Annotated in this window: 20 protein-coding genes; 7 read left to right on the top strand and 13 right to left on the bottom strand. The window is 65.7% G+C overall.

The genetic code is table 11. The annotated features are described in order from the left end of the window. The first annotated feature begins 145 nt into the window (after positions 1-145). Both ACT89O_RS02805 and ACT89O_RS02800 read left to right on the top strand, forming a co-directional pair. Positions 146-1,780 carry a wax ester/triacylglycerol synthase family O-acyltransferase gene (locus tag ACT89O_RS02805; protein ID WP_487256784.1) on the top strand — a complete coding sequence of 545 codons (1,635 nt, stop codon included), beginning with the start codon at positions 146-148 and terminating at the stop codon, positions 1,778-1,780. A 35-nt stretch (positions 1,781-1,815) separates the two neighbouring features. Beyond that, on the top strand, positions 1,816-2,373 hold the full coding sequence (locus ACT89O_RS02800; RefSeq protein WP_487262812.1) for a DUF922 domain-containing Zn-dependent protease: 558 nt from the start codon (positions 1,816-1,818) through the stop codon (positions 2,371-2,373). Between the two features lie 37 nt (positions 2,374-2,410). Here ACT89O_RS02800 and ACT89O_RS02795 read toward each other — a convergent pair whose 3' ends face one another. Then, positions 2,411-3,268, bottom strand: a complete 858-nt coding sequence (locus ACT89O_RS02795; RefSeq protein ID WP_436130407.1) for a LysR family transcriptional regulator — start codon at positions 3,266-3,268, stop codon at positions 2,411-2,413. 87 nt (positions 3,269-3,355) lie between these two features. On the opposite strand from ACT89O_RS02795, the gene ACT89O_RS02790 reads away from it, so the two are divergent. After that, positions 3,356-3,736: a tautomerase family protein gene (locus ACT89O_RS02790; RefSeq protein ID WP_436130408.1), complete on the top strand. Its 381-nt coding sequence runs from the start codon at positions 3,356-3,358 to the stop codon at positions 3,734-3,736. A 27-nt stretch (positions 3,737-3,763) separates the two neighbouring features. Here ACT89O_RS02790 and ACT89O_RS02785 read toward each other — a convergent pair whose 3' ends face one another. After that, positions 3,764-4,348 carry a TetR/AcrR family transcriptional regulator gene (locus ACT89O_RS02785; RefSeq protein ID WP_436130409.1) on the bottom strand — a complete coding sequence of 195 codons (585 nt, stop codon included), beginning with the start codon at positions 4,346-4,348 and terminating at the stop codon, positions 3,764-3,766. A gap of 99 nt (positions 4,349-4,447) precedes the next feature. Here ACT89O_RS02785 and ACT89O_RS02780 point away from each other — a divergent pair, with 99 nt between their 5' ends. Continuing rightward, positions 4,448-4,915 carry a nuclear transport factor 2 family protein gene (locus ACT89O_RS02780; RefSeq protein WP_487262811.1) on the top strand — a complete coding sequence of 156 codons (468 nt, stop codon included), beginning with the start codon at positions 4,448-4,450 and terminating at the stop codon, positions 4,913-4,915. 64 nt (positions 4,916-4,979) lie between these two features. Here the strand turns inward: ACT89O_RS02780 and ACT89O_RS02775 are convergent, their stop codons facing one another. The 4 genes from ACT89O_RS02775 to ACT89O_RS02760 form a co-directional block, all read right to left on the bottom strand. Beyond that, entirely contained in the window at positions 4,980-6,611 is a 1,632-nt protein-coding gene (locus ACT89O_RS02775) for a tannase/feruloyl esterase family alpha/beta hydrolase (RefSeq protein WP_487261748.1), read from the bottom strand. 209 nt (positions 6,612-6,820) lie between these two features. Beyond that, the gene (locus ACT89O_RS02770) at positions 6,821-7,861 is read right to left on the bottom strand and encodes a helix-turn-helix transcriptional regulator (protein WP_487261747.1); all 1,041 of its coding nucleotides are present in this window, start codon (positions 7,859-7,861) and stop codon (positions 6,821-6,823) included. A 203-nt stretch (positions 7,862-8,064) separates the two neighbouring features. Continuing rightward, a complete protein-coding gene (locus tag ACT89O_RS02765; RefSeq protein WP_487261746.1) occupies positions 8,065-9,162 on the bottom strand; it encodes a M14 family metallopeptidase in 1,098 nt (365 codons plus the stop codon). Positions 9,163-9,251: 89 nt separating this feature from the next. Further along, entirely contained in the window at positions 9,252-10,463 is a 1,212-nt protein-coding gene (locus tag ACT89O_RS02760; protein ID WP_218299013.1) for a M20 aminoacylase family protein, read from the bottom strand. Between the two features lie 77 nt (positions 10,464-10,540). On the opposite strand from ACT89O_RS02760, the gene argE reads away from it, so the two are divergent. After that, positions 10,541-11,701: an acetylornithine deacetylase gene (gene argE, locus ACT89O_RS02755; protein ID WP_055396963.1), complete on the top strand. Its 1,161-nt coding sequence runs from the start codon at positions 10,541-10,543 to the stop codon at positions 11,699-11,701. Positions 11,702-11,755: 54 nt separating this feature from the next. On the opposite strand, the gene ACT89O_RS02750 is transcribed toward argE, so the two are convergent. After that, positions 11,756-12,904 carry an ABC transporter substrate-binding protein gene (locus tag ACT89O_RS02750; protein WP_487261745.1) on the bottom strand — a complete coding sequence of 383 codons (1,149 nt, stop codon included), beginning with the start codon at positions 12,902-12,904 and terminating at the stop codon, positions 11,756-11,758. Between the two features lie 130 nt (positions 12,905-13,034). Between ACT89O_RS02750 and ACT89O_RS02745 the strand changes: the two genes are divergently transcribed. After that, on the top strand, positions 13,035-15,137 hold the full coding sequence (locus ACT89O_RS02745) for a molybdopterin-containing oxidoreductase family protein (protein WP_487261744.1): 2,103 nt from the start codon (positions 13,035-13,037) through the stop codon (positions 15,135-15,137). A 178-nt stretch (positions 15,138-15,315) separates the two neighbouring features. Here ACT89O_RS02745 and ACT89O_RS02740 read toward each other — a convergent pair whose 3' ends face one another. From ACT89O_RS02740 to ACT89O_RS02715, 6 genes are all read right to left on the bottom strand, one after another. Further along, a complete protein-coding gene (locus tag ACT89O_RS02740; protein ID WP_487261743.1) occupies positions 15,316-15,618 on the bottom strand; it encodes a hypothetical protein in 303 nt (100 codons plus the stop codon). Positions 15,619-15,628: 10 nt separating this feature from the next. After that, the gene (locus tag ACT89O_RS02735; protein ID WP_055396956.1) at positions 15,629-16,282 is read right to left on the bottom strand and encodes a DUF4276 family protein; all 654 of its coding nucleotides are present in this window, start codon (positions 16,280-16,282) and stop codon (positions 15,629-15,631) included. An 8-nt stretch (positions 16,283-16,290) separates the two neighbouring features. Beyond that, positions 16,291-17,394 carry an AAA family ATPase gene (locus tag ACT89O_RS02730; protein WP_487261742.1) on the bottom strand — a complete coding sequence of 368 codons (1,104 nt, stop codon included), beginning with the start codon at positions 17,392-17,394 and terminating at the stop codon, positions 16,291-16,293. 287 nt (positions 17,395-17,681) lie between these two features. Then, positions 17,682-18,845, bottom strand: coding sequence for an iron-containing alcohol dehydrogenase (locus ACT89O_RS02725; protein WP_487261741.1), 1,164 nt, complete (start codon positions 18,843-18,845; stop codon positions 17,682-17,684). A 122-nt stretch (positions 18,846-18,967) separates the two neighbouring features. Continuing rightward, entirely contained in the window at positions 18,968-19,693 is a 726-nt protein-coding gene (locus ACT89O_RS02720; protein ID WP_487261740.1) for an alpha/beta fold hydrolase, read from the bottom strand. Between the two features lie 206 nt (positions 19,694-19,899). Continuing rightward, the gene (locus tag ACT89O_RS02715) at positions 19,900-20,802 is read right to left on the bottom strand and encodes a LysR family transcriptional regulator (protein WP_487261739.1); all 903 of its coding nucleotides are present in this window, start codon (positions 20,800-20,802) and stop codon (positions 19,900-19,902) included. 132 nt (positions 20,803-20,934) lie between these two features. On the opposite strand from ACT89O_RS02715, the gene ACT89O_RS02710 reads away from it, so the two are divergent. Beyond that, positions 20,935-22,077, top strand: coding sequence for an alkene reductase (locus ACT89O_RS02710; RefSeq protein ID WP_487261738.1), 1,143 nt, complete (start codon positions 20,935-20,937; stop codon positions 22,075-22,077). Positions 22,078-22,094: the final 17 nt, after the last annotated feature.

Below are 22,094 nucleotides of genomic sequence, written 5' to 3'. Positions count from 1 at the left end.
GTGTGCTCCTTGAGATCTTTGGGGGGAGGGAAAGAACGGTGTCGGCAAGGGTTTGCTGCGTTGTATCTTACGGGCTGAGCACAGTCTGGGACCGCTCAATCCATAGAGGCAAGTCCCCAAAAATCAAACAACAGGTGTACATCCGATGGTGACCCGCATTCCAGCCCCCAGCAAAGCCACTCCGGGCAAAGGCTCCAGCCCCCTGCGCACGATGCGCAACCAGGCCCCCGAGGTGGCGCGCAAGGCAGCTCAGGCCCTGCCCCCAGCCGCCCGCAAAGCCGCCACCGTGGTGCAGAAGAACGTGCGCCGCGCTGCCACCGGCATGCTGGGCCTGTCGGGCGAACGCATGACCAAGGTCGACACCGCCTGGCTGCGCATGGATTCGCACAGCAACCTGATGATGATCAACGGCGTGTGGACCTTGTCGCCCGGCATCACCTGGGACGCCCTGTGCGACCGCGTGCAGCAGCGCCTGCTGCAGTACCCGCGCTTTCGCCAGCGCGTGGTGGAAGACGCGGCGGGCGCCACCTGGGTGGAGGACCGCAACTTCGACATCGCCGCGCATGTGCTGCGCGAGAAGCTGCCCCACCGACAAGGCCACAGCATGCAGCGCGCCCTGCAAGATCGCGTGGGTGAACTCGCCATGCAGCCGCTCGATACCCGGCGGCCGCTGTGGCAAATGCACCTGATCGAAGATTTTGTAGGTGACGACGGCCAGCCCGGCAGCGCGCTCATCGTGCGCATTCACCACTGCATTGCGGACGGCATTGCGCTGATCTCGGTGACCATGTCCATCGTGGACGGCGGCGCCGAACCGCCCAAGCGCACCCGCAAAGAGCGCGAGCAGGCTGCCACGGCCGAGGACTGGATTGCGGACGCGCTCATCAAGCCCTTTACCGACATGACGGTGAAGGCGCTGGATCTGGCCGGTGACGGCGCAGCCAAGTCGTTCAAGATGCTGAGCGACCCCGAGAAGACCATGCACCATGGGCTGGCTGGCACCATGGACATGGCACGCGTGGCCTACCAGCTGGTGAGCGATGCCGCTGCCCTGGCGCTGATGCCCGACGACTCCCCCACGCGCCTGAAGGGCCAGCCTGGCAGCGCCAAACGTGTGGCTTGGTGCCCGCCCATCCCGCTGGAAGAAGTCAAGGCCATCGGCAAGGCGCTCAACTGCTCCATCAACGACGTGCTGCTGTCGTGCGTGGCGGGCGCCATCGGCGGCTACCTGCGCAGCCAGGGCGACGACCCCACGGGGCAGGAGATCCGCGCCATGATCCCGGTCAACCTGCGCCCCATGGAAGAGGCGTGGAAGCTGGGCAACCGCTTTGGGCTGGTGCCGCTGGTGCTGCCGATTGGCGTGGCCAACCCCGTCGAGCGCGTGTACGAGGTGCGCAAGCGCATGAACGCGCTCAAGGGCAGCACCCAGCCCATCCTGGCCTTTGCGATGCTGGCCGTGGCGGGACTGATGATCAAGCCCGCGCAGGACGCGCTGCTCAATCTGTTCGGCCGCAAGACCACGGCGGTGATGACCAACGTGCCCGGGCCCAAGGAGCAGCTGACACTGTGCGGCTCACGCGTCACCCAGTGCATGTTCTGGGTGCCGCAGTCGGGCGACATCGGCCTCGGTGTCTCCATCCTGAGCTACGGTGGCGGTGTGCAGTTTGGCGTGATCACCGACACCACGCTCTGCCCCGAGCCACAGCAGATCATCGACGCGTTTGCGCCCGAGTTTGACCAGCTGTCGCTGCTCACGCTGATGCTGCCCTGGGGCGAGTGAACCGGGGAGCCTCGGTGGTGCTGAGGGCGCGCTTGGTGGACCTTGCCGGGGTGCTGGTGGCCCTGGTCTGCGCGGGCGCCGCCCATGCCGCCGTCACGGAAGAACATATCCAGCAGCCCTACCCCGTGCGCGCCCAGCCCGGCGAGACCCTGCGGAAAGCGCTGAACGCTGCCACTCCCATCACCGTCGATGGCCAGCGCTTTCACGGCTACACCCGCTGGAACGTGCGCTGGACCTTTCGCTGGTGGCGCGAGGCATCGGGCCGCTGCACCATCACCGAGGTCACCACCCGACTGCGCACTCAGGTGCAATTGCCCGAATTGCGCAGTGGCACGCCCGCCCAGCAGGCGGTTTTCGACCGGTACCTGAGCGCCTTGTCCCGCCACGAACAGGGCCATGTCCAGTTCGGGCGCGATGCGGCGCAGGCCATTGACGAGGGCATTGCCGCACTGCCTGCTGCCCCCGACTGCGCGGCGCTGGAGCGCCGGGCCAACACGCTGGGCCACCGCCTGCTGCGCGAACACGCGGAGCGCGAAAAACAGTACGACCGCGGCACGCGGCACGGCGCATCGCAAGGCGCCAGGCTGGAGTGAAAGGCCGGGTCCATCAACAAGCGTACAGGCGTGTGCGCTATCCCCGCACCGCGCTGCGAAAGGCCGCCGACAACGCTGCCAGCGCATCGCGCGGGCGACCTTCCTGGTTGCGTGTGTGCAGCAACACCGGCAGACGCGGCAGCTCAGGCAGCCCCAGGCGGGCACCCACATCCACCGCCCCCAGCGGCAGCATGCGCGGCGCCAGTGCCGCCACGCCCAGCCCGGCCATCACGGCCGCCGCCACGGCCGCAACGCCTCCACCCACAAACACCTCGGCCCAGGCGATGCCCGCAGTGTCCAGCGCCTGCCCCGCCATCGCCCGCACACCGCAGGGCTCGGCCAGCGTGGCCAGGGGCAAGGGCTCGCCCGCACGGTGCTGCCAGCCGGGGGCGGCGAACCACCCGAAGGGCTCCTCGGCCAGCAGCTCGCCATCGCTGCGGCCCACGTGCATGCGGGCCAGCACGGCATCCAGCTCACGCCGGTCGTAGCTTTGCAGCAGGTCGCCCGACGAGCCGATGCGGATCTCGATGAGCAGCTGTGGGTCTTGCTGGTTCATGCGGGCGATCAGCGCGGGCAGCTCCGGCCCGGCCACATGGTCGCTGATGCCGATGGTCAGGCGCTGGCGGGCCTGAGCGAACGTGGCCAGCGCCCGGTCGTGCGCGACCAGCAGTTCACGCGCATGCTCTAGAAAGGCCGCGCCCCGGGCCGACAACTGCACGTGGCGCGGCGTGCGCTCGATGAGGCGGCAGCCCAGCCGGTCCTCCAGCCGCTTGAGCTTCAGGCTCATCGCGGCCTGCGCCGTGCCCATGGCCTCAGCTGCGCGCGTGAAGCTGCCCAGCTCGGCAATGCGCACAAAGGCTTCGACGGCATCCAGATCCAGGGATCGCTCAACCATTTGAATTTGATATTTCTGAAATAGATATCCATAGCATATTCATATGGATAGGATTTCGCCAGCATCTTGTTCAGAAAGGATCTTGCGATGCCCCTCATCCACATTGCCATGCGCGGCGGCAAGCCTGCGGCCTACCGGCAGGCGATCTTTGACACGCTGTACCGCGCCTTGCGCGAGACCTTCAACGTGCCCGAGGACGACCAGTTCATGACCATCACCGAGCACGACGCCGCCAACTTCCGCTACAGCCCCACGTACCTGGGCGTGGCCCGCAGCGACGACGTGGTGTTCATCCAGATCACCGCCAACAACACGCGCGGCCTGGAGCAGAAGAAGGCGCTGTTTGCGCGCATCGCGCAGCTGCTGGGCGAGAGCCCGGGCCTCCGGCCCGAGGACGTGTTCATCAACATCGTCGAGGTGGACAAGGAGAACTGGTCCTTCGGCCACGGCCTGGCGCAGTACGCATGAGGTGATGCGCAGCTCCGGGCAGGCAGGCTATGCGGCCAGGCCCGCCAGCAGGCGCTCCACGCTGCCCAGCACCGCCTTGACTGGCTCGCCCATTTGCACACGCACGATGGCGCCCTCCACCACCAGCGTCACGGCCTGCGCGTCGCGCGCCCGCTGTGCGCCAGGCGGCAGCAGGGTGGCCAAAAGGTCCGTCATCTCATGCTTGTGGCGCTGTGCAATCTCCATCACCTCCGGCACCGTGCTGCCCAGCTCGCCCACGCTGTTGATGAAGGCGCAGCCCCGGAAGTCATCGCGGCCAAACCATTCGGCCAGCGTGGCCACCAGCGCATTCAGGCCGGACGCACCACCACGCTTTGCACCTCCATGGCGCTCCAGGGCCGCAGCAAACCATGCGATCCAGCCTGCATGGCGGTAGTCAAGGTAGGCGCAGATGAGATCGTTTTTGCTGGGGAAATGCCGGTAGAACGTGACCTTGGTGACGCCCGACTCGGCGATCACTCGGTCGATGCCCGTGGCACGGATACCGTCGCGGTAAAACAGCGCGTGCGCAGTCTGCAGCAGGCGGTCGCGGGCAGGCAGGTCTTTCCAGTCAGAAGGCGGCAGGGGAAACATGTGGGCATTGTAGACAAGTCTGTCTACATTTCGCTATGATGCGATGTAGACAGACTTGTCTACCAATTCCTCTTGAACCACAACCCCAAGGTGCTGCCCATGGAAACCCGTCCGCCTTTCCCCCCCTTCTCCCTGCAAACCGCCATCCAGAAAGTGCGCCTGGCCGAAGACGGCTGGAACTCGCGCGACCCGGCGCGTGTGGCCCTGGCTTACACCGAGGACACCCGCTGGCGCAACCGGGCTGAGTTTCCCGTGGGCCGCGAGGCCGCCCGGCAGCTGCTGGAGCGCAAGTGGGCGCGCGAGCTGGACTACCGCCTCATCAAAGAGCTCTGGGCGTTCAGCGGCCACCGCATCGCCGTGCGCTTCGCCTACGAATGGCATGACGACGCGGGCCAGTGGTACCGCAGCTATGGCAACGAGAACTGGGAGTTCAACGATGCGGGCCTGATGGCTGTGCGCCACGCGAGCATCAACGACCGGCCCATCCAGGCCGCAGACCGGCTGTTCTTCTGGCCGCTCGGGCGTCGGCCGGACGACCATGCGGGGCTGAGCGATCTGGGACTGTGAGCCCCAGACCGTGGGCTGCGCGCAGGACACCCGCAGCGCAGCCCGCCATCCACCCCCTGCACTATCAGGTCACCGAGCAGGTAAAGCTCTCCGCCTTGCTGACGTCACCCGTGCCGTTGTAGCGCGGGAACTTGGGGTACTCGCACACCGGGCGCTGGGCCACTGGCGTGGTGGTGCCGGGTGCGAACTTGGTGGCCACCAGCTTGTCGGGCGCCGTGCCTTTTTCCACCCAGGCGTCCATGGCGGCCAGCAGGTCGATGGAGCGGGGCTCGGTGCCCGCGCCGTCCAGGTCATGCCCATTGGAGGGCGAGGTGACCATGCGCGCAAAGCTCTGCACCTTGCTGGCGCCGAGGCGCTGCTTCACCGTGTCGAGGTACTCCACCGTGCGGTACATCGACACGCAGGTGTCGCCCGCGCCGTACCAGATCAGCAGCTTGCCGCCGTTGTCGGCAAAGGCAGCAATGTCCGGGTCGGTGCCGTCGATCATCTCGGCCAGGCGGCTGTACTGCGCCTGGTACTGCGTGGGGTCGTGGCTCAGGATGTTGGCGTTGGGGTTGCCCTCCACCAGGCGCGCAGCCGCCGTCACGGCCATGTGGTTGAACGAATCGGGGGCATCGAAACTGGTGCCGAACATGTACGACTGCCAATCGGACGTGGACGCGCCGCCCCGGCCAAAGCGCGGATAGCCCACCGCGCCGCGCGACAGGGTCACGGGCGTCTTGTGGTCGCTGTAGATGAGGCGGATGGATTCGATCTGACCGGCCGTGAGGCAGCTATCGCTGTCCGCGCCCTGGCACAGCAGCTCGGTGGGCACGTAGTTGCAGGCCTCGACGTTGCCGATGATGCCGTCCTTCAGACCGTCCAGCCCGTCGCACGCGGCCGTCTCGGCCTTGGCGTAGAGCGCGATCTTGGCGGGGCTCATCCAGTTCTCGCGGCTCTTGAAGATGTGGCGCAGCACCGTGGGGCCGAGGTTGACCTGGTGCGCCTGCTGGGCGATGGCGGGCTCCATGGCCACCACGCCGTCGTAGTCCTTGGGGTACTTCTGCGTGGAGATCAGACCTGAGCGCCCGCCGTTGGAATGGCCCATGTGGTAGCGCCGCACGGGACGCTTGCCGTAGAACTCGGTGGCGATGGCGGTGCCCACCTCCAGCACAAAATGGTTGGCGTCGAACGCATGGTTGCGCAGCGCCACATCGCTCTTGCCCCAGGCAAAACCCTGGATCTGGTGGCCGGAGTCGGAGCTGATCTTCACATACGGATTGGCCGATGGGCCCACCAGCTGCTGGTACCACGGATCGTCGGTGGGGATGAATCCGTCGAAGCCGCCACCGCCGATGGTCAGCGTCTTGCTGTTCCATTGCGCCAGCGTGGGCAGTTCCACCGCCCAGTTGATGGTGGAGTCGGGCGAGGACACGATCTGCCCGCGCACGATGCACACGTCGGGCAACGTGCCCTCGGCCTTGCGCAGCTCGGTGCGCGTGAGCTTGGCGCCATGGGGCAAGGTGGTTGACGTGTAGGCAGCGCAAGCTTCTGCCAGGGGCGCAGGGGCATCGCTGCCACCGCCGCAGGCCGTCAGCGCCAGGGTGGCTGCGGCGCCCAGGCCGCTCAGCGCACGCGCGGGCCATCGGCCCAAGGGTGCCGCGAGTGCGGTGCGACGGGGTTGCGCCACGGCGGCGCGGGTGGGGTTCGGGAACATGCGGAAAGTCTCCTGTGGTGTGTTTTTCTCAGGAGCCCAGCTTGTGGCGGCAGCGCCACCGCAGTCTCTGGGACTCCGGTGCGGACGATAGAAAGAGAAGCTGCCGCTGCGGCCTCTGCAAATGCAGAGGGAGCGGGAAACTACCGAGCCCGCACGACAACAGGCAACCCCAACGCTGGTGGGCCGGAAGGCGCTCTGCGCGTCACGCCCTACGCGTTGCGCAGCGCCGACACCAGCTCCAGCTTGTTGCGCACACCCAGCGCTGCGTAAGCGGTGCGCAGGTAGGTGCGCACCGTGGCGGGCGTGAGGCCCAGCGTGGCGGCAATGTCCTTGTGCGACTGCCCCTGGGCGTACAGCATGGCCACGCTCAGCTCGCGCGGGGCCAGCGCCTGCTTGTGCTGGCGCGATGCGATGCTGAGCGCCACCAGCGGGCCGCACCGCTCCAGCCGCAGGCGGCAGGCCTTGCCCAGCGCCAGGTTGCAAGGAGCGCCGGGCAGCGCCTGCACCACGGCCGGGGGCAGGTGGGTGCCCGCCCATTCCGGGTGGGCCGCACGCAGGGCCTGGCTGATGCGCAGACCTGCAAACAGCAGCTCGCCCGTGGGCTGTGCCAGCGCAAAGCTGTCCCAGGGCCGGCGGGGCGAATCGCTTTGCAACCGCTGCAGCCGGTGGTGCCAGTGCTGCAGAAGGTGCAGCACAAACTCGCCGAACAGCACGGTTTCGGCATCGGTGAATTCGCTGTGTGTGGGCGTCCGATAGACCGAGACAAAAAACAGCAGCCCGCTGTGCGGCAGCTCGGCCGTGAGGGCCATGCAGTGGTAAAGGCCATGCCGCTCGGAGAAGGCCATCACCTGCGGGTCCTCGGGCAGCACGCCCACCACGTCGCGCTCACGGATCACCTGGCCCAGTCGGCGCATGGACTGCAGCGCAAAGTCGTCCACGGCCGCCAGGGCATTCCATTCGTCGGCAAAGCCCCGGGCCAGGCCGATGCTGCCGTGCAGCCAGTTGCGTGGTGCGGCCTGCACCTCCAGCGCACTGCCCCCTGCGCAAGACTCGCCCGCAGACACCTCGCCCCACCACGCCGAATCAAAAGGCACCAGCCCGCGCAGCGTCTGCAGCGCCTGGTGCAGCAGGTCCTGCGGCGGCGCGTGCTGGACCTGTTCAGCCAGCTTGAGCAGGCTGCGGCTGAGCGCGCGCAGTGGATCGGCTTGCTGCGCTTGCGCTGCCACGTGTGCCACGCTGGGCGGCCTCATGGGCCAGCGTGTTCTGCTGCGTGCGGGATGGGGAGTGTGCGGGGACGTGGCGCCATAGGGTCTCCTGGTTTTTGGGAACGATGGTAGCCGCCATGCGCCAGCGGCTCCCTCGTAAAAACCAGGCCCATGGACCTGAAATACTATATTTTTTATAGCTACTTGCGCTTGCTGGATAAGCGCCAGGTGCATTTTTTACCAAGTATTCAAGAAACCAGCCCCTCCACCGCCTGGAACATCGACTGCCGCGCCTGGCTGATGATCTGCCCCTTCCAGGCATCGGTGTCGGTGTAGAAGGCAGCCAGCATTTGCGCCTTGATCTGGGCGGCCTTGTCGGCGGGCGTGTCGGGGTGCAGGTTGAGCCACTGCTCGGCACGGATGGCGTTCATCACGTCGAGCACGGGCACCGTGCCGTACTCCATGGCGATGCCGGTGTACTCGGCATGCGGGCATTCGTCGTAGATCGAGGTCCACATCAGGCCGGTGAGGAAGGCCGAGGTGGACGAGCCGTCATAAATGGACGTGACTGGCGTGGCGCCGCCGCCGTCCCACCAGGCCCGCGCGCGGGCCACGGCCACGTCGTCGTCATTGCCCGCATAGATGCGTTCGCCATGGCCGCTGGGGCCCAGGCCGGTGTGCAGGTCGATCCAGGCAATGTGCGACGCACCTGCACCGTGCTGGCGCAGCACCTGGCGCAGCGTGCGGTTGCTCCAGGTGGGCTCGGTGCCGCCAAAGAAGACCCCTTGCGGAAACTCATGCTGGCCTTGCGAGATGGCGGCCTGCCATGCCGCCTCGCCCTTGGTGGCGATGTACTGCTCCACGGCGGCCACGTTGTCGGGGCCGGGTGGCCACTGCTCGGGCAGCAGCAGGGGCTGCACCTCGCGGTAGGCAGTGTTCACGGGCAGGGGCTTTGTAAAGTTCTGGAAGTTGCGGTTCAGGTCCACGTTCTCGTGCGTGAAGCGGCGCACATGCGAGAAGCCATATGGGTTGAGCGCATGGATATAGAGCGTGGCCACACCGGCGTCGCGCGCCTTCGCACGCCACTCGGCGTCGTGCAGTGCAAACACCTGCACGCCGCTGCCGCAATAGCCTTCGACGCCATGGCAGGCACTGCTCACGATGAGCAGCTTCTTGGCATCGGCCGGGCCGTCGCGCACCACGTCCATGGCCAGGTCTTCACCATCGCGGCCCTTCAGGGGGTGGGCATGTGACTCGATGGGCAGGCCTGCGGTGGCGGCCGCCTCCAGAAACTTTGTGCGCGCCTTTGCGTAACTGGGCGAAAACGCGTCAACGAGACCGATCATGGACAGGGACTTTCAGACGGGGGTGGAAACAAAACACCCCGGCGCGCGCGATGGGCGCCCAGGGCGGGTATATGGCTCGGATCTGCGCGTCAGGCGGCGTCAGCGGGCTGGGCCAGCCACTCCTCGGCCAGCTTGACCCAGTAGGTGGCGCCCAGCGGGATCAGGTCGTCGTTGAAGTCATAGCTCGGGTTGTGCAGCATGCAAGGCCCGCCGCCGTGGCCCATCTCGCGGTGCGCGCCGTCGCCGTTGGCGATGAAGCAGTACGCACCGGGCTTGGCCTGCAGCATGTAGGCGAAGTCTTCGGCGCCCATGGTGGGCTCCTGGGGCAGCACACGCTCCTCCCCCACGATGCCCGCCATCACCTTGCGGGCAAATTCGGCCTCGGCGGGCGAGTTGATGGTGGGCGGGTAGTTGCGCACAAACTCGAACTCGCAGGTGGCGTCGTGTGCGGCGCAGGTGTGCTCGGCAATCTGGCGCATGCGCTTTTCGATCAGGTCCAGCACTTCCACGGTGAAGGTGCGCACCGTGCCCTGCAGTTCGACGCTGTCGGGCACCACATTGGTGGCCTCGCCCGCATGGATCATGGTGACCGAGATCACGCCCGCGTCCACCGGCTTCTTGTTGCGGCTGATGATGGTCTGGAAAGTCTGCACCATGCCGCAGGCGATCGGCACCGGGTCGATGCCTGTGTGCGGCAGGGCCGCATGGCCGCCTTTGCCGCGCAGGGTGATCTTGAATTCGCTGGTCGATGCCATGACCGGGCCGGGGCTGACGGCAAAAGTGCCCACCGGCATGCCGGGCCAGTTGTGCATGCCGTACACGGCCTCCATGGGGAACTGCTCGAACAGGCCGTCTTCGATCATCACGCGGGCGCCGCCGCCGCCTTCTTCGGCGGGCTGGAAGATCAGGTACACAGTGCCGTCAAAGTTGCGGTGCTTGGCAAAGTGCTGGGCCGCCGCCAGCAGCATGGCCACGTGGCCGTCGTGGCCGCAGGCGTGCATCTTGCCCTGGTGTTTGCTGGCGTGGGCGAAGGTGTTGAACTCCTGCATGGGCAGGGCGTCCATGTCAGCGCGCAGGCCAATCGCCCGGCCACTGGCGCCACCGTCGCGCCCCTTGACGATACCCACCACGCCCGTCTTGCCCAGCCCCCGGTGGATGGGAATGCCCCATTCGGTGAGCTTTTGGGCCACCACGTCGGCGGTGCGCACCTCTTCAAAGCACAGCTCGGGGTGGGCGTGAATGTCCCGGCGCACCGCTGCAATACTGGCCGCCTGGGTGACGATGGAGTCAATAACGTTCATGATATGTGTCCTTACGATCTCACAGTCTAGCCCGCTGGCCGTCCCTTGCGCCACTCCGGGTTTATTTGCACTGCAACATGACACTCTCCCCCCACGCCCTCGAACTTGCGCAAACCCTGGTGCGCATGAACACCGTCAGCCACCACTCCAACCTGGAGCTGATCCATTTCATCCGCGACCACCTGGCCAAGCTGGGCGTGAAAAGCCGATTGACCTTCAACGACGACAAGACCAAGGCCAACCTGTTCGCCACGCTGGGCGAGGGCAAACCCGCTGGCGTGATCCTCTCGGGCCACACCGACACGGTGCCGTGGGACGGGCAGGACTGGACCATGGACCCACTGAGCGCTCTGGTCAAGGACGGCAATCTGTACGGGCGCGGCAGTGCCGACATGAAGGCCTTCATTGGCATTGCGGTCTCGCACGCCGAGCAATTCCTGAACAGCGACGCGCCCTTCGCCATCCACCTGGCCTTCAGTTATGAGGAAGAGATCGGCTGCTTTGGCGTAAAAGAGCTCATCGCCGACCTGCGCGATGCCAACATCAAGCCCCTGGCCTGCATCGTGGGCGAGCCCACCAGCATGGTCCCCGCCATCGCGCACAAGGGCGTGTACCGCTACAAGTGCTGCGTGCGCGGCAAGGAGGCGCATTCGTCCCTCACGCCGCATTCGGTCAACGCCATCGAGATGGCCGCCCGCGTGGTGGGCCGGGTGCGCGACATGGCGGAAGACTTTGAAAAGAACGAGCCCCGCTTTGAGGGCTTCGACGTGCCGTTTTCGACCACCAGCGTGGGCCAGTTCCACGGCGGCATTGCCGACAACGTGGTGCCGCGCGACGCCGAGTTCCGCTACGAGTTCCGCGACCTGCCCACGGCCAATGCGGCGCAGATGCAGTCCGAGGTGGTGGCCTATGCCAAGTCGCTGGAGCCTGCGATGAAGAAGGTGGCGCCCGCAGCAGGCTTTGAATTCGAGACCATCTGCGAGATTCCGAGTTTTCTGGGCAGCAAGGATGACCCGGTGACACGCCTGGCGCAGGAGCTGAGCGGCGAAAAGAACACCACGCTGGTGGCCTTTGGCACCGAGGCGGGCCTGTTCAAAAACGCGGGTATCTCCACCGTGGTGTGTGGCCCCGGCAGCATCCAGCAGGCCCACCAGCCCGACGAATACGTGAGCCTGGAGCAGCTGGCGCGCTGCGAGGCCTTCATGCAAGGACTGGTGCGCACACGCACACTGGGCTGATCGCCTTGCAGATAGATGCCGCAGAGCCCTCCGCCGGGGCCTGCGGCGCTGCAGTCAGGTCCTCACGCGGCCGTCGCCCGTCAGCATGGACATCTCGACAAACTTCGATGCCGCATGGCTCGTAGCGCTGTAGGTGACCGGAAAGCCCGAAATCACCTGGCTGCCCAGCGACTCAATGCCGGTGATCAGGCTCTCGCGGGTGGGCCTTCCGCTGCCCTGGGCCTGGCGCAGACCTTCAGTGAAGATGCGGGCGGCCAGAAAACCCTCCATGCTGGAGTAGTTGGCCTGCACCTTGTCGCCGCCCTTCTTGATGGCTTCCAGAAACTCGCGGGTAATCTGGCGCGACGGCTGATAGGGCGAAGGTACGACCTGCGACACCACCACACCGGCGCCATCCTTGCCCAGCTCGTCGGCCAGCGCCTGCGTGCCCACGAAAGATACGTTGTAGAACGTGCCGCCAAAGCCCGCCTTGCGCGCTGCGCGCACAAACGCCGCGGCTGAGGCATAGGCAGTGATCTGCACCACGGCATCCGGCTTGGCCGGTACCAGCTTGTCCACGGCCGCTTTCACGTCGGTCGAATTGCGCTCCACCGTGGCAGTGGCCACGGGCGCGAGCTTGAGTTCGGTCAGCGCCTTCGTCACGCCATCGAGCCCGGCCTTGCCGTAGGCGTCGTTCTGGTAGAACACCGCAATCTTCTTGAGGCCCAGGTTGGTGAGCTGGCGCACGATGAGTGCGGTTTCGTCGTAGTACGAGGCGCGGACATGGAAGATCAGCCGGTTGAACGGCTGGCGCAGCGCCTCGGCCCCCGTGAAGGGGCCAAAGAATGGCACTTTTTCCTTGGTGAAGATGGGCATCGCCGCCAGGCTGGTGGGCGTGCCGATGTAACCAAACAGGGCGAACACGTCTTCGGCAATGAGCTTGCGGGTGTTCTCGGCGCAGCGGTCGGGCTCGTAGCCATCGTCCATCGTGCGGATTTCCACCGTGCGCTTGCCCACGCCACCCTGCGCATTGAGCTGGTCGAAAAAGAGCTTGGCACCCAGGTTGAACTGCACGCCCAGTTGCGCGGCGGGGCCCGTGAAGGCAGCAGACTGGCCCAGCACAATCCGGCCTTCACCTTGCGCGTGTGCCAGCTGGAAGCCCCCCAGCGCTGCAGCGCCCAGGCCCACGGAAAACTGTCTACGACCCAATACCGGTTGGTTCATGGTGAAATCTCTGCTCTTGTGAATCGAGGGCGATCCCTCTGCGCTGCCGGTAGGCAGCCTCCTTGGAAGGGTGGCTAGATATGCACAACCGTTCCAACCCTGATTGCCAGTTTAACGATCAACCTACCAAATGCCCACGTCTTCTGCTGCAAATCCCCCTCTATCTGTACCGACTCCGGTGCGCGGCGCCTGCCCCCACGACTGCCCGGACACCTGCGCCCTGTTGACGAATGTAGAGAACGGCGTGGCCACCCGCGTACAGGGCAACCCCGCTCACCCACACACCGACGGCGTGCTGTGCGCCAAGGTGAGCAAGTACACCGAGCGCAGCTACCACCCCGAGCGCGTGCTCACGCCGCTCAAACGCACGGGCGCCAAGGGGGCCGGCCAGTTCGTGCCCGTGACCTGGGACGAGGCGCTGAGCGACATCGCCCAGCGCCTGCAGGCCATCGCCGCGCGCGCGCCCGAAGCCATCCTGCCCTACAGCTACGCGGGCACCATGGGCATGGTGCAGGGCGAGAGCATGGACCGCCGCTTCTTCCACAAGCTGGGTGCCTCGCAGCTGGACCGCACCATCTGCGCATCGGCCGGCGCCGAGGCCTTGGTGCAGACCCTGGGCGGCAAGGTGGGCATGAAGGTGGAGTTCTTTGCCGAATCGCAGCTCATCCTGATCTGGGGCAGCAACTCCATCGGCAGCAACCTGCACTTCTGGCGCTACGCCCAGCAGGCCAAGCGCAATGGCGCCAAGCTGGTGTGCATTGACCCCCGCAAGAGCGAGACGGCCGACAAATGCCACGAGCACATTGCCCTGCGCCCCGGCACCGACGCCGCGCTGGCCCTGGCGCTAATGCACGAGCTGATCGCGAACGACTGGCTGGACCACGACTACATCGAGCGCCACACGCTGGGCTGGGAGCCATTGCGCGAGCGCGCCCTGCAATGGCCGCCCGAGCGCGCGGCCGAGGTGTGCGGTATTCCGGTGGAGCAGATCCGCCAGCTGGCCAAAGACTACGGCACGACAAAGCCCGCTGCCATCCGCCTGAACTACGGCATGCAGCGCGTGCGTGGCGGCGGCAATGCGGTGCGCGCCGTTGCCTGCCTGCCTGCGCTCACGGGCGCCTGGCGCCACCGCGCGGGCGGCGTGCTGCTGTCCAGCTCGGGCCAGTTCCCCGCGCAGCGCGCCGTGCTGCAGCGACCCGACCTGATGTCGGCCCAGATACCGCGCACCATCAACATGTCCACCATTGGCGACGACCTGCTGCGCGAGGCCTCGCCCGCGTTCGGCCCGAAGGTGGAGGCTGTCGTGGTCTACAACAGCAATCCCGTGGCCGTGGCCCCCGACTCGGGCAAGGTGGTGCAAGGCTTTGCACGCGAAGACCTGTTCACGGTGGTGCTGGAGCACTTCCAGACCGACACGGCCGACTACGCCGACTACATCCTGCCCGCGACCACGCAGCTGGAGCATTGGGACGTGCACCTGAGCTACGGCCACACCGACGTGCTGCTCAACCGCCCCGCCATCGCGCCGCAGGGCCAGGCGCGCAGCAACGCACAGATCTTCCGCGACCTGGCAGCGCGCATGGGCTTTGCCGAGCCCTGTTTTGCCGAGAGCGACGAGGCCCTGTGCCGCCAGGCGTTTGGCGACGCAGTGGACTACGCACTGCTCGAAAGCCAAGGCTTTGCCACGCTGGCGCTGCCCGATGCGCCGTTCGCCGAAGGCAACTTCCCATCACCCTCTGGAAAGTGCGAGTTCTACAGCGCCCGCCTGGCCGCCCAGGGCCTGGACGGCCTGCCCGACCACCTGCCCAACTACGAACTGCAGGGCACGGACGCCCGCTACCCGCTGGCCATGATCTCGCCGCCCGCGCGCAACTTCTTGAACTCCACCTTCGTGAACGTGCAGAGCCTGCGCAACATCGAGGGCCGCCCCGTGCTGGAGATCCACCCCGACGATGCCGAAGCACGCGGCATTGCCAACGACGCCGTGGTGCGCGTGTTCAACGACCGGGGCAGCTACCTGTGCCACGCCACCGTGTCGCGCCGCGCACGGCCCGGGGTTGTGAATGGCCTGGGCATCTGGTGGCGCAAGTTGGGGCTGAACGGCACCAACGTGAATGAAGTGACCAGCCAGGCGCTGACCGACCTGGGGCGGGCCCCGACGTTTTATGACTGTTTGGTGGAGGTGGCGGCGTGCAACACACCTGAGGCTGCGGCTGCAGAAGTCACAACCTGATATCCATCACCGTTAAACCGGCAGATACCGCTACCAAAATAGTAGCTACCTGCGCTTTACCCACAAGCGATAGCAGCCATTTTCCTCAGAACCACGCCGTCCACCATCCCGACGGGCTCAGCCGCACACCCCCTCAAAACGCAAAAAATCGTTCAGTGTATTGTCTTCTGTGACCTGCTCATGGGCCACCAGCAGGTACTTCCAGGGCTTGGCTCGCCTCTTTCAACAGAGTGCGGCAATGCGTCCATGACAAGCTGGGGTTGAGCACGCCCGGCTGCACATCACGGCCATCATGGCCCAGAGGAGATTCGCCACGCACTGCGTGTTGAATCTGCTGCGCATCCAAAACAACACGCATCGCGTGTTGTTTTGCCAGAAGCTGCGGGTGGCTGCGGACCGGGTCCTCCAGCAAAATGCGCGGCTCCAGCCGGGGGCGTTGGTCTTTGCCGATCCAGGTGACTTCTGGTTTTTGGTGTGCCATAAAGGGGGTGTCAGGGAAGGGCTTCCACGGCCAGCAGCCAGGCATGGAAATGCGGGCAGGCCTGGCGCAGGGCGTCCAGCCCAATGTCGCAGGCGATCAGCGGGCCGTGAAAGGTTTTCTGGTATTCGGGCATCACCGCCAGGATGCGTTTGGAAGGGGCGGTATGCGGGCTGTCGTTCACATCTTCGGGCGAGCCTGCTTGTGCCACGGCCTGGGCCAGGGTGGCGGGCACTTTGGCATTGCTCGTCCATTGCTCAAATTGTGCAGGCTGGGTCAATAGCAGCGCCTCGTACTCGTGCACCAGCAGGTTGGGCAGAAAGTTGGGCTCGGCGATGTCTTGCAGAAGCTGCGCCTCCAGGTATTGCGCCTTGGTGCTGCCGCTGGCCTGGGCGGGGTATGCGGGTGCCGCCTTGCCCGGAAAGTCGGTCGGCAGCGCATACAGGTCGAACAGGGTCGTAACCCAGGCTTCTGCGTCTTGCCTGCACAGCCGCACGATTTGCGGCTTGACCTTGGCGTAACTCACCACACCGCCTTTGTAGCCGGGGCTGGTACTGACGATGATGGGGGTGAGATACCGGCCCAGGCGGGCGTAATGCGGCACCAGCAATTCACGCACGAAGGCCTCTTCGGTCTGGCCTTCCACAACCACATATAAGCGACTCATCTTGCGACTCATCGCTGCGGCCTTCCGCCCAGGATGTTCTTCTTCCACAGCTCGCCCAGGGTGTAGTCCTGCAGCCATTCGCCCAGCGATTCAGCACTGGGCCGGGAGAAGGTGGACGCGCCACCTTTCTTGTCCACCACGATCAGGTCTTCGGCATCGAACTCGTTGACCAGCTCCACCGACTGGGTGGAGACAATGATCTGATGCTGCTGCGCGGTGGATTTCATCATCGCCCCGAGCATGGTGATGGCAAAGGGGTGCAGGCCCAACTCCGGCTCGTCAATCAGGATGGTGGCAGGCATGAACGCTTCGGGCTGTAGCAGAACGGTGGCCAGGCAAATAAAGCGCAGCGTGCCGTCGGACAAAGCGCTGGCGGTAAAGGGCACGTCCTGCCCGGCTTCGGTCCATTCGAGCTGGATTTTTTCGGGGTTATCGACGCTCGGCCGCAAATGAAAGTCGCCAAAGAACGGTGCCACCATCTTTATGCTTTTGACGATGCGCTGGTAGTGAGCCACGTAGTGGTTTTTGAGCCGGAAAAGAAAGGCCGCCAAGTTGCGAGCATCTTCACGCAGGTACTCGTTGTCGGCAATGCCATGCACCTGCTTTACCAACGCACTGTCGCTGGTGTCGTGCAGGTGGTAAACCCGCCAACTGCGCATGCCTTGCATGACGCCATCCTGATCATTGCCCTCACCCCAACTGGTGAAGAGATGGGCTTGGGACTCGAAGTAACCAGAGCTGCCCACCTGCATGCCCGACTGGCTGAATACTTTTTCATGGGTGAACATCATTCGGTTATCGCTGGTTGGCGTGAGCTCAAAGCTGTAAGAAGCGCCGCCAAAATGAACCTCCGCCCAAAGCGAGGCAGTCTTCTTACGACCGAAATGAAGCAGCGCATCTGGGCCTCCAGCCAGCCCCACAGCTACTTGCAGTTGGCGATCAAGCAACCGCTTGATGAGCTTGAAGAATCCGATGAAGTTGGATTTACCCGCGCCATTGGCCCCGATTAGCACATTGATAGACCCCAAGGGCAGATCGCACTCGGCGATCGACTTGTAGCCTTTCAATACCAGCCGAGAGAGCTGGTTGGAGTTGGTGACTTGCTTCGCCATCATCAAAATCTCAGGTTGACAACCAATGACTGGGAACGGTCGTCACAGGGCTGCATTGAAGGGAACTCATACCGGGCCTTGAGTGCGAAGAGTTATCTCAGACACCCCGGCGCTTCCTCGTGCCGTGCTGAATTATCGAACGTCGTGAAATGCGCCTCAAAGCCCATCACAGCGTGGTCTTTCTGCGAGCATTTCACGCCAACGAATCAACTACCAAAACAATAGCTGCTAGCGCTTGCGTATCAAGCGCTAGCAGCTATTTTTACTTAAATCTTGAGCGAATGCGCTTACAGCGCCGCCTCCAGAATCCGGCGGCTCACGGCCGGCGTGATCTCGCGCTGCTCGCCCAGCTGCACCATGCCGTGCGCTTCCAGCTGCGCCACAGCGGCGTTCACGGTGTCTGCGCCCAGGCCGTAGCCCGACAGGCGCGTGGCGATGCCCATGCTTTCAAAGAAATCGCGCGTGCGCTCGATGGCGGTGGTGATGCGTTCGTCGTCGGTGCCCGTGGTGATGCCCCACACGCGCTCGCCGTACTGCAGCAGCTTGGCGCGTTTGGCGCCACGTCGCTCGTGCAGCAGCGCGGGCAGCACGATGGCCAGGGTGCGCGCGTGGTCGATGCCGTGCAGCGCCGTCAGCTCGTGGCCGATCATGTGCGTGGCCCAGTCCTGCGGCACGCCCGCGCCGATCAGGCCGTTGAGCGCCATGGTGGCGGCCCACATGAGGTTGGCACGGTCGTCGTACACAGGCTCGGGGGCAGTCAGCAGGCGCGGGCCGATCTCGATCAGCGTCTGCAGGATGCCTTCGGCAAAACGGTCCTGCACGGGCGCGTTGACCGGGTAGGTCAGGTACTGCTCCACCGTATGCACAAACGCATCGACCACACCGTTGGCCAGCTGCTGCGGCGGCAGGGTGTAGGTCTTGGTGGGGTCGAGCACCGAGAACACGGGGTAGGTGTGCACGCTACCAAACGACAGCTTGGCGCCCTTGGCGCGGTGGGTGATGACGCCGCCGTTGTTCATTTCAGAACCCGTGGCGGGCAGCGTGAGCACGGAACCAAACGGCATGGCGCCCTTGACGTTGCGGCCGTGCTTTTCGAGGATGGCCCAGGGGTCATCGCCTTCAAAGCGGACAGCGGCCGCGATGAACTTGGTGGCGTCGATCACCGAACCGCCACCCACGGCGAGCAGAAAGTCAAACCCGCCTTCGCGGATCTGCGCAACGGCCTTCATGGAGGTCTCAAAGCTGGGGTTGGGCTCGATACCGCTGAAGGTGGCGTGCTGGCGCTCGCCCAGCGCGGCGCGCACCTCGGCCAGCGTACCGGTCTTTTCGGCGCTGGCGCCACCCACGAGGATCAGCACCTTGGCGGCAGCGGGCACGAGCTTGGCCAGGTCGGCAATGCGGCCCTGGCCGAAGGCGATGTGGGTGGGGTTGTGGAAGTCGAAATTCAGCATGGGGGACTTTCTGGGCGAGGCAGGCGCATGCGCCGTTGGGGGTCGCATTGTGCGGCGCACCCGCGCCCCGGCGGCGTCGCGTGGGCGATAGCCCTGCGGCCGCCGCGCTCATCCCGGGCCCGTCAGCGAAAACCGGCAATCTGGTGCACGGTGTCCGCCAGCCGCTGGGGCTGCGAGAAATACGCAGAGTGGCTCGCCTCGATGGACGATACCGTGGCGCAGGGCGAGGCCGCGATCATCTTGCGCTGTAGCCCGATGGTCACAGCCCGGTCCTGCGTCAGCTCGATGTAGTGCCGGGGCACGCTGCCGTAGCGCGGCGCCGTCAGCGCAAGCCGGGTGAGTGCGGGCAACGAGGGCTCGGGCGTGAGCAGCGCCTGGGCCAGCGCCACGTCGGCGTCCGAGCAATCGGCGTACAGCGCGGGGCGGTAGGCCTCGGGCGCCAGGTGGTCGGTCAAGGTGCTGCGGCTGACATGGATGTGGCGTGCCACCAGCGAGGCCTTGTCCTGGCGGAAGAAGTCGGTCACCCGCTCGCCATGGCGCAGCATGTAGGCGGCCAGGTAGGTCACACCCACCAGCTTGTGGTGCCGCTGCTCGGCCACTGTGGACGCCACAATGCCGCCCCGGCTGTGCGCCACGATGAGCGCCGGGCCGTCCAGCGCATCGAGCACCCGGCACACATGCGCCGCCATGGCCGAGAGCGTGGTGCGCCCCCGCGCCACCCGCCAATGGCGACCGTGAGCGGGCAGGTCAGGCACATGCACCTGGTGCCCCCGGGCCTGCAGCAGCGGGACCACTTTGTGCCAGCACCAGGCGCCGTGCCAGCTGCCGTGCAAAAGAACGATATTCATGAAGATGCCTTTGGGTCTTGGGGAGAAATGCCGGGCGCCAGTTGCGCCGCCAGCCGGGCGAGCGATGGCTTGGCGCCCCACTCCGACCGGAGCGTAAAACCGCTCCGCCCCAGGCACTCGCTGAATCCGGACCACCGATTGGCGGCCGGCGCCCCCCCCTCTCCACCCTCGCCCGCGACACGCAAAGATCAGGAGGCGACCTCTTGCTACTGCAGCGCCTGCAGCCGCGTGGCCATGAAGTCACGCAGCGCACGCACCAGCGGCGTGAGCTGCCTGCGGCTGGGGGCCACCAGAAACAGCGGGACCGCCTCCGTGGTCCAGTCGGTGCACAGTGGCACCAGACGACCGGCAGCCAGATCGTGCGCCACGTCAAAGTACGACTTGTAGGCAATGCCGCGCCCCAGCACGGCCCAGCGGCGCACGGCATCGCCGTCATTGGCCACGTTGTGGCTGCGCACACGAACCTGCGCCTCCTGGCCCGCCGCATCCCAGAACCGCCAGCGGTCGTGCACGTCCTCGCCCAGCATGAAGCACAGGCAGTCATGGTCCACCAGCGCATGCGGGGTGGGGGGCGCGCCGTGGGCCGCCAGGTAGGCCGGGGCCGCACACAGCACGCGCCGGTGCTCGGCCGCCAGCGGCAGCGCCACCAGGCCCGAATCCTGGGGCTTGCCATAGCGAAAGGCGGCGTCCACCGGCTCGCTGTACACATTCGCCATGCGATCTGACAGCTGCAATCGGACGGCGATGCCCGGGTGCTCGACTTGGAACTCGTCGAGCCAGGGCAACAACACATTGCGCCCCAGATCCGACGGCGCCGCCAGCTGCAGCGTGCCGCTCAGCGCACCCGCCCGGCCGTTGGCCAGCTGCCCCTGCACCTGCTGCAGCGCGGCCAGCGCGGGGCGGCAGTGCTCCAGAAACAACGTGCCCTCGGGCGTGAGCCGCAGGCTGCGCGTGGAGCGCACGAACAGCAGCACGCCCAGCTCGGCCTCCAGCCGCTTGAGCGCCGCGCTGGCTGCAGCCGGTGTCAGGTCCAGCGCCCGGGCCGTGGCCGAGAGGCTGCCGCTGTCCACAGTGCGCACAAAGATGTCCAGGTCTTGCAGGCTTTTCATGTCTTGGTCGTGGCGTTGAGCTGGCTATTTTCAAAATTTCTTTGAATATTCATTCAATAGGCAGCCTATTTAAAAACAAATTAAACAAAGCGACCATACAAGCATGTCCAGCCCACTCCACACGCTTCGACCATGACCCGCACTGCCACATCTGCTCTTTTTGCCCCTTTGACGCTTGGCCCCCTCACCTTGCCCAACCGCATAGTGATGGCCCCCATGACCCGCGCTCGCAGCACCCAGCCCGGTGACGTGCCCAACGCGATGATGGCCGCCTACTATGCCCAGCGGGCCAGCGCCGGGCTCATCGTGAGCGAGGCCACCCAGATTTCGCGCCAGGGACAGGGCTACAGCTTTACGCCAGGCATCTATACCGAAGCCCAGGTGCAAGGCTGGCGCCGGGTGACGGATGCCGTGCACACCGCTGGCGGCCGCATGGTGCTGCAGTTGTGGCACGTGGGCCGCATGTCGCACCCCAGCTTTCACGCCGATGGCCTGCCCGTGGCGCCGTCCGCCTTGTCGCCCGAGGCCAAAGTCTGGGTGGTGGGCGACGACGGTGTGGGCCGCATGGTCGATAGCCCGGTGCCGAGGGCATTGGGCACCGCGGAGATCGCGGGTGTGATCGACGACTTTCGGCGCGCCGCTGCGAACGCCATGCGGGCAGGCTTCGACGGGGTGGAAATCCACGGGGCCAACGGTTACCTCATCGACCAGTTCCTGCGCACCACGTCCAACCACCGCACAGATGCCTACGGCGGCACCATGGACAACCGCACCCGCTTCGCCCGCGAAGTGGCCGCCGCCGTGGCCAGCGAGGCGGGCGCCGAGCGCACCGGCATGCGCCTGGCCCCGTTCATCACCCAGCGCAACATGAACTGCCCCGAGATCATTCCGACCATGCTGCACCTTGCGCGCCAACTGGACACGTTGGGCCTGGCCTACATCCACCTGGCTGAAGCTGACTGGGACGACGCCCCCAGCATCCCCGATGACTTCCGCCAGGCCTTGCGCAATGCCTACAGCGGCCGCGTGATCGTGGCGGGCAAATACACGCCCGAGCGCGCGCAGCAGATCCTGTCATCCGGCATGGCAGACCTTGTGGCCTTTGGCCGCCCCTTCATTGCCAACCCCGACCTGCCGGCGCGCTACGCCGCCGGGCTGCCGCTGGCCGCATTTGACCCCGCGACTTTGTTCGGCGGCACCGAGCATGGCTACAGCGACTACAGCGCCGCCCGCACGACTGCAGCACAACAGCCCGCCGCTGAGGCCCTGGCTTGAGCTGACCACACGCAACC

This window comes from Acidovorax sp. NN32 (genome assembly GCF_057597245.1).
The sequence above is the reverse complement of the archived record's forward strand: the minus strand, read 5'-3'. Positions and strand labels throughout refer to the sequence as shown.

Excerpts from the sequence above, each read along its gene's own strand:
- ACT89O_RS02805 (WP_487256784.1), top strand. The coding sequence starts at position 146 with ATGGTGACCCGCATTCCAGCCCCCAGCAAAGCCACTCCGGGCAAAGGC.
- ACT89O_RS02795 (WP_436130407.1), bottom strand. The coding sequence starts at position 3,268 with ATGGTTGAGCGATCCCTGGATCTGGATGCCGTCGAAGCCTTTGTGCGC.
- ACT89O_RS02790 (WP_436130408.1), top strand. The coding sequence starts at position 3,356 with ATGCCCCTCATCCACATTGCCATGCGCGGCGGCAAGCCTGCGGCCTAC.
- ACT89O_RS02785 (WP_436130409.1), bottom strand. The coding sequence starts at position 4,348 with ATGTTTCCCCTGCCGCCTTCTGACTGGAAAGACCTGCCTGCCCGCGAC.
- ACT89O_RS02780 (WP_487262811.1), top strand. The coding sequence starts at position 4,448 with ATGGAAACCCGTCCGCCTTTCCCCCCCTTCTCCCTGCAAACCGCCATC.
- ACT89O_RS02775 (WP_487261748.1), bottom strand. The coding sequence starts at position 6,611 with ATGTTCCCGAACCCCACCCGCGCCGCCGTGGCGCAACCCCGTCGCACC.
- ACT89O_RS02770 (WP_487261747.1), bottom strand. The coding sequence starts at position 7,861 with ATGAGGCCGCCCAGCGTGGCACACGTGGCAGCGCAAGCGCAGCAAGCC.
- ACT89O_RS02765 (WP_487261746.1), bottom strand. The coding sequence starts at position 9,162 with ATGATCGGTCTCGTTGACGCGTTTTCGCCCAGTTACGCAAAGGCGCGC.
- ACT89O_RS02760 (WP_218299013.1), bottom strand. The coding sequence starts at position 10,463 with ATGAACGTTATTGACTCCATCGTCACCCAGGCGGCCAGTATTGCAGCG.
- argE (WP_055396963.1), top strand. The coding sequence starts at position 10,541 with ATGACACTCTCCCCCCACGCCCTCGAACTTGCGCAAACCCTGGTGCGC.
- ACT89O_RS02750 (WP_487261745.1), bottom strand. The coding sequence starts at position 12,904 with ATGAACCAACCGGTATTGGGTCGTAGACAGTTTTCCGTGGGCCTGGGC.
- ACT89O_RS02745 (WP_487261744.1), top strand. The coding sequence starts at position 13,035 with ATGCCCACGTCTTCTGCTGCAAATCCCCCTCTATCTGTACCGACTCCG.
- ACT89O_RS02740 (WP_487261743.1), bottom strand. The coding sequence starts at position 15,618 with ATGGCACACCAAAAACCAGAAGTCACCTGGATCGGCAAAGACCAACGC.
- ACT89O_RS02735 (WP_055396956.1), bottom strand. The coding sequence starts at position 16,282 with ATGAGTCGCTTATATGTGGTTGTGGAAGGCCAGACCGAAGAGGCCTTC.
- ACT89O_RS02730 (WP_487261742.1), bottom strand. The coding sequence starts at position 17,394 with ATGGCGAAGCAAGTCACCAACTCCAACCAGCTCTCTCGGCTGGTATTG.
- ACT89O_RS02725 (WP_487261741.1), bottom strand. The coding sequence starts at position 18,845 with ATGCTGAATTTCGACTTCCACAACCCCACCCACATCGCCTTCGGCCAG.
- ACT89O_RS02720 (WP_487261740.1), bottom strand. The coding sequence starts at position 19,693 with ATGAATATCGTTCTTTTGCACGGCAGCTGGCACGGCGCCTGGTGCTGG.
- ACT89O_RS02715 (WP_487261739.1), bottom strand. The coding sequence starts at position 20,802 with ATGAAAAGCCTGCAAGACCTGGACATCTTTGTGCGCACTGTGGACAGC.
- ACT89O_RS02710 (WP_487261738.1), top strand. The coding sequence starts at position 20,935 with ATGACCCGCACTGCCACATCTGCTCTTTTTGCCCCTTTGACGCTTGGC.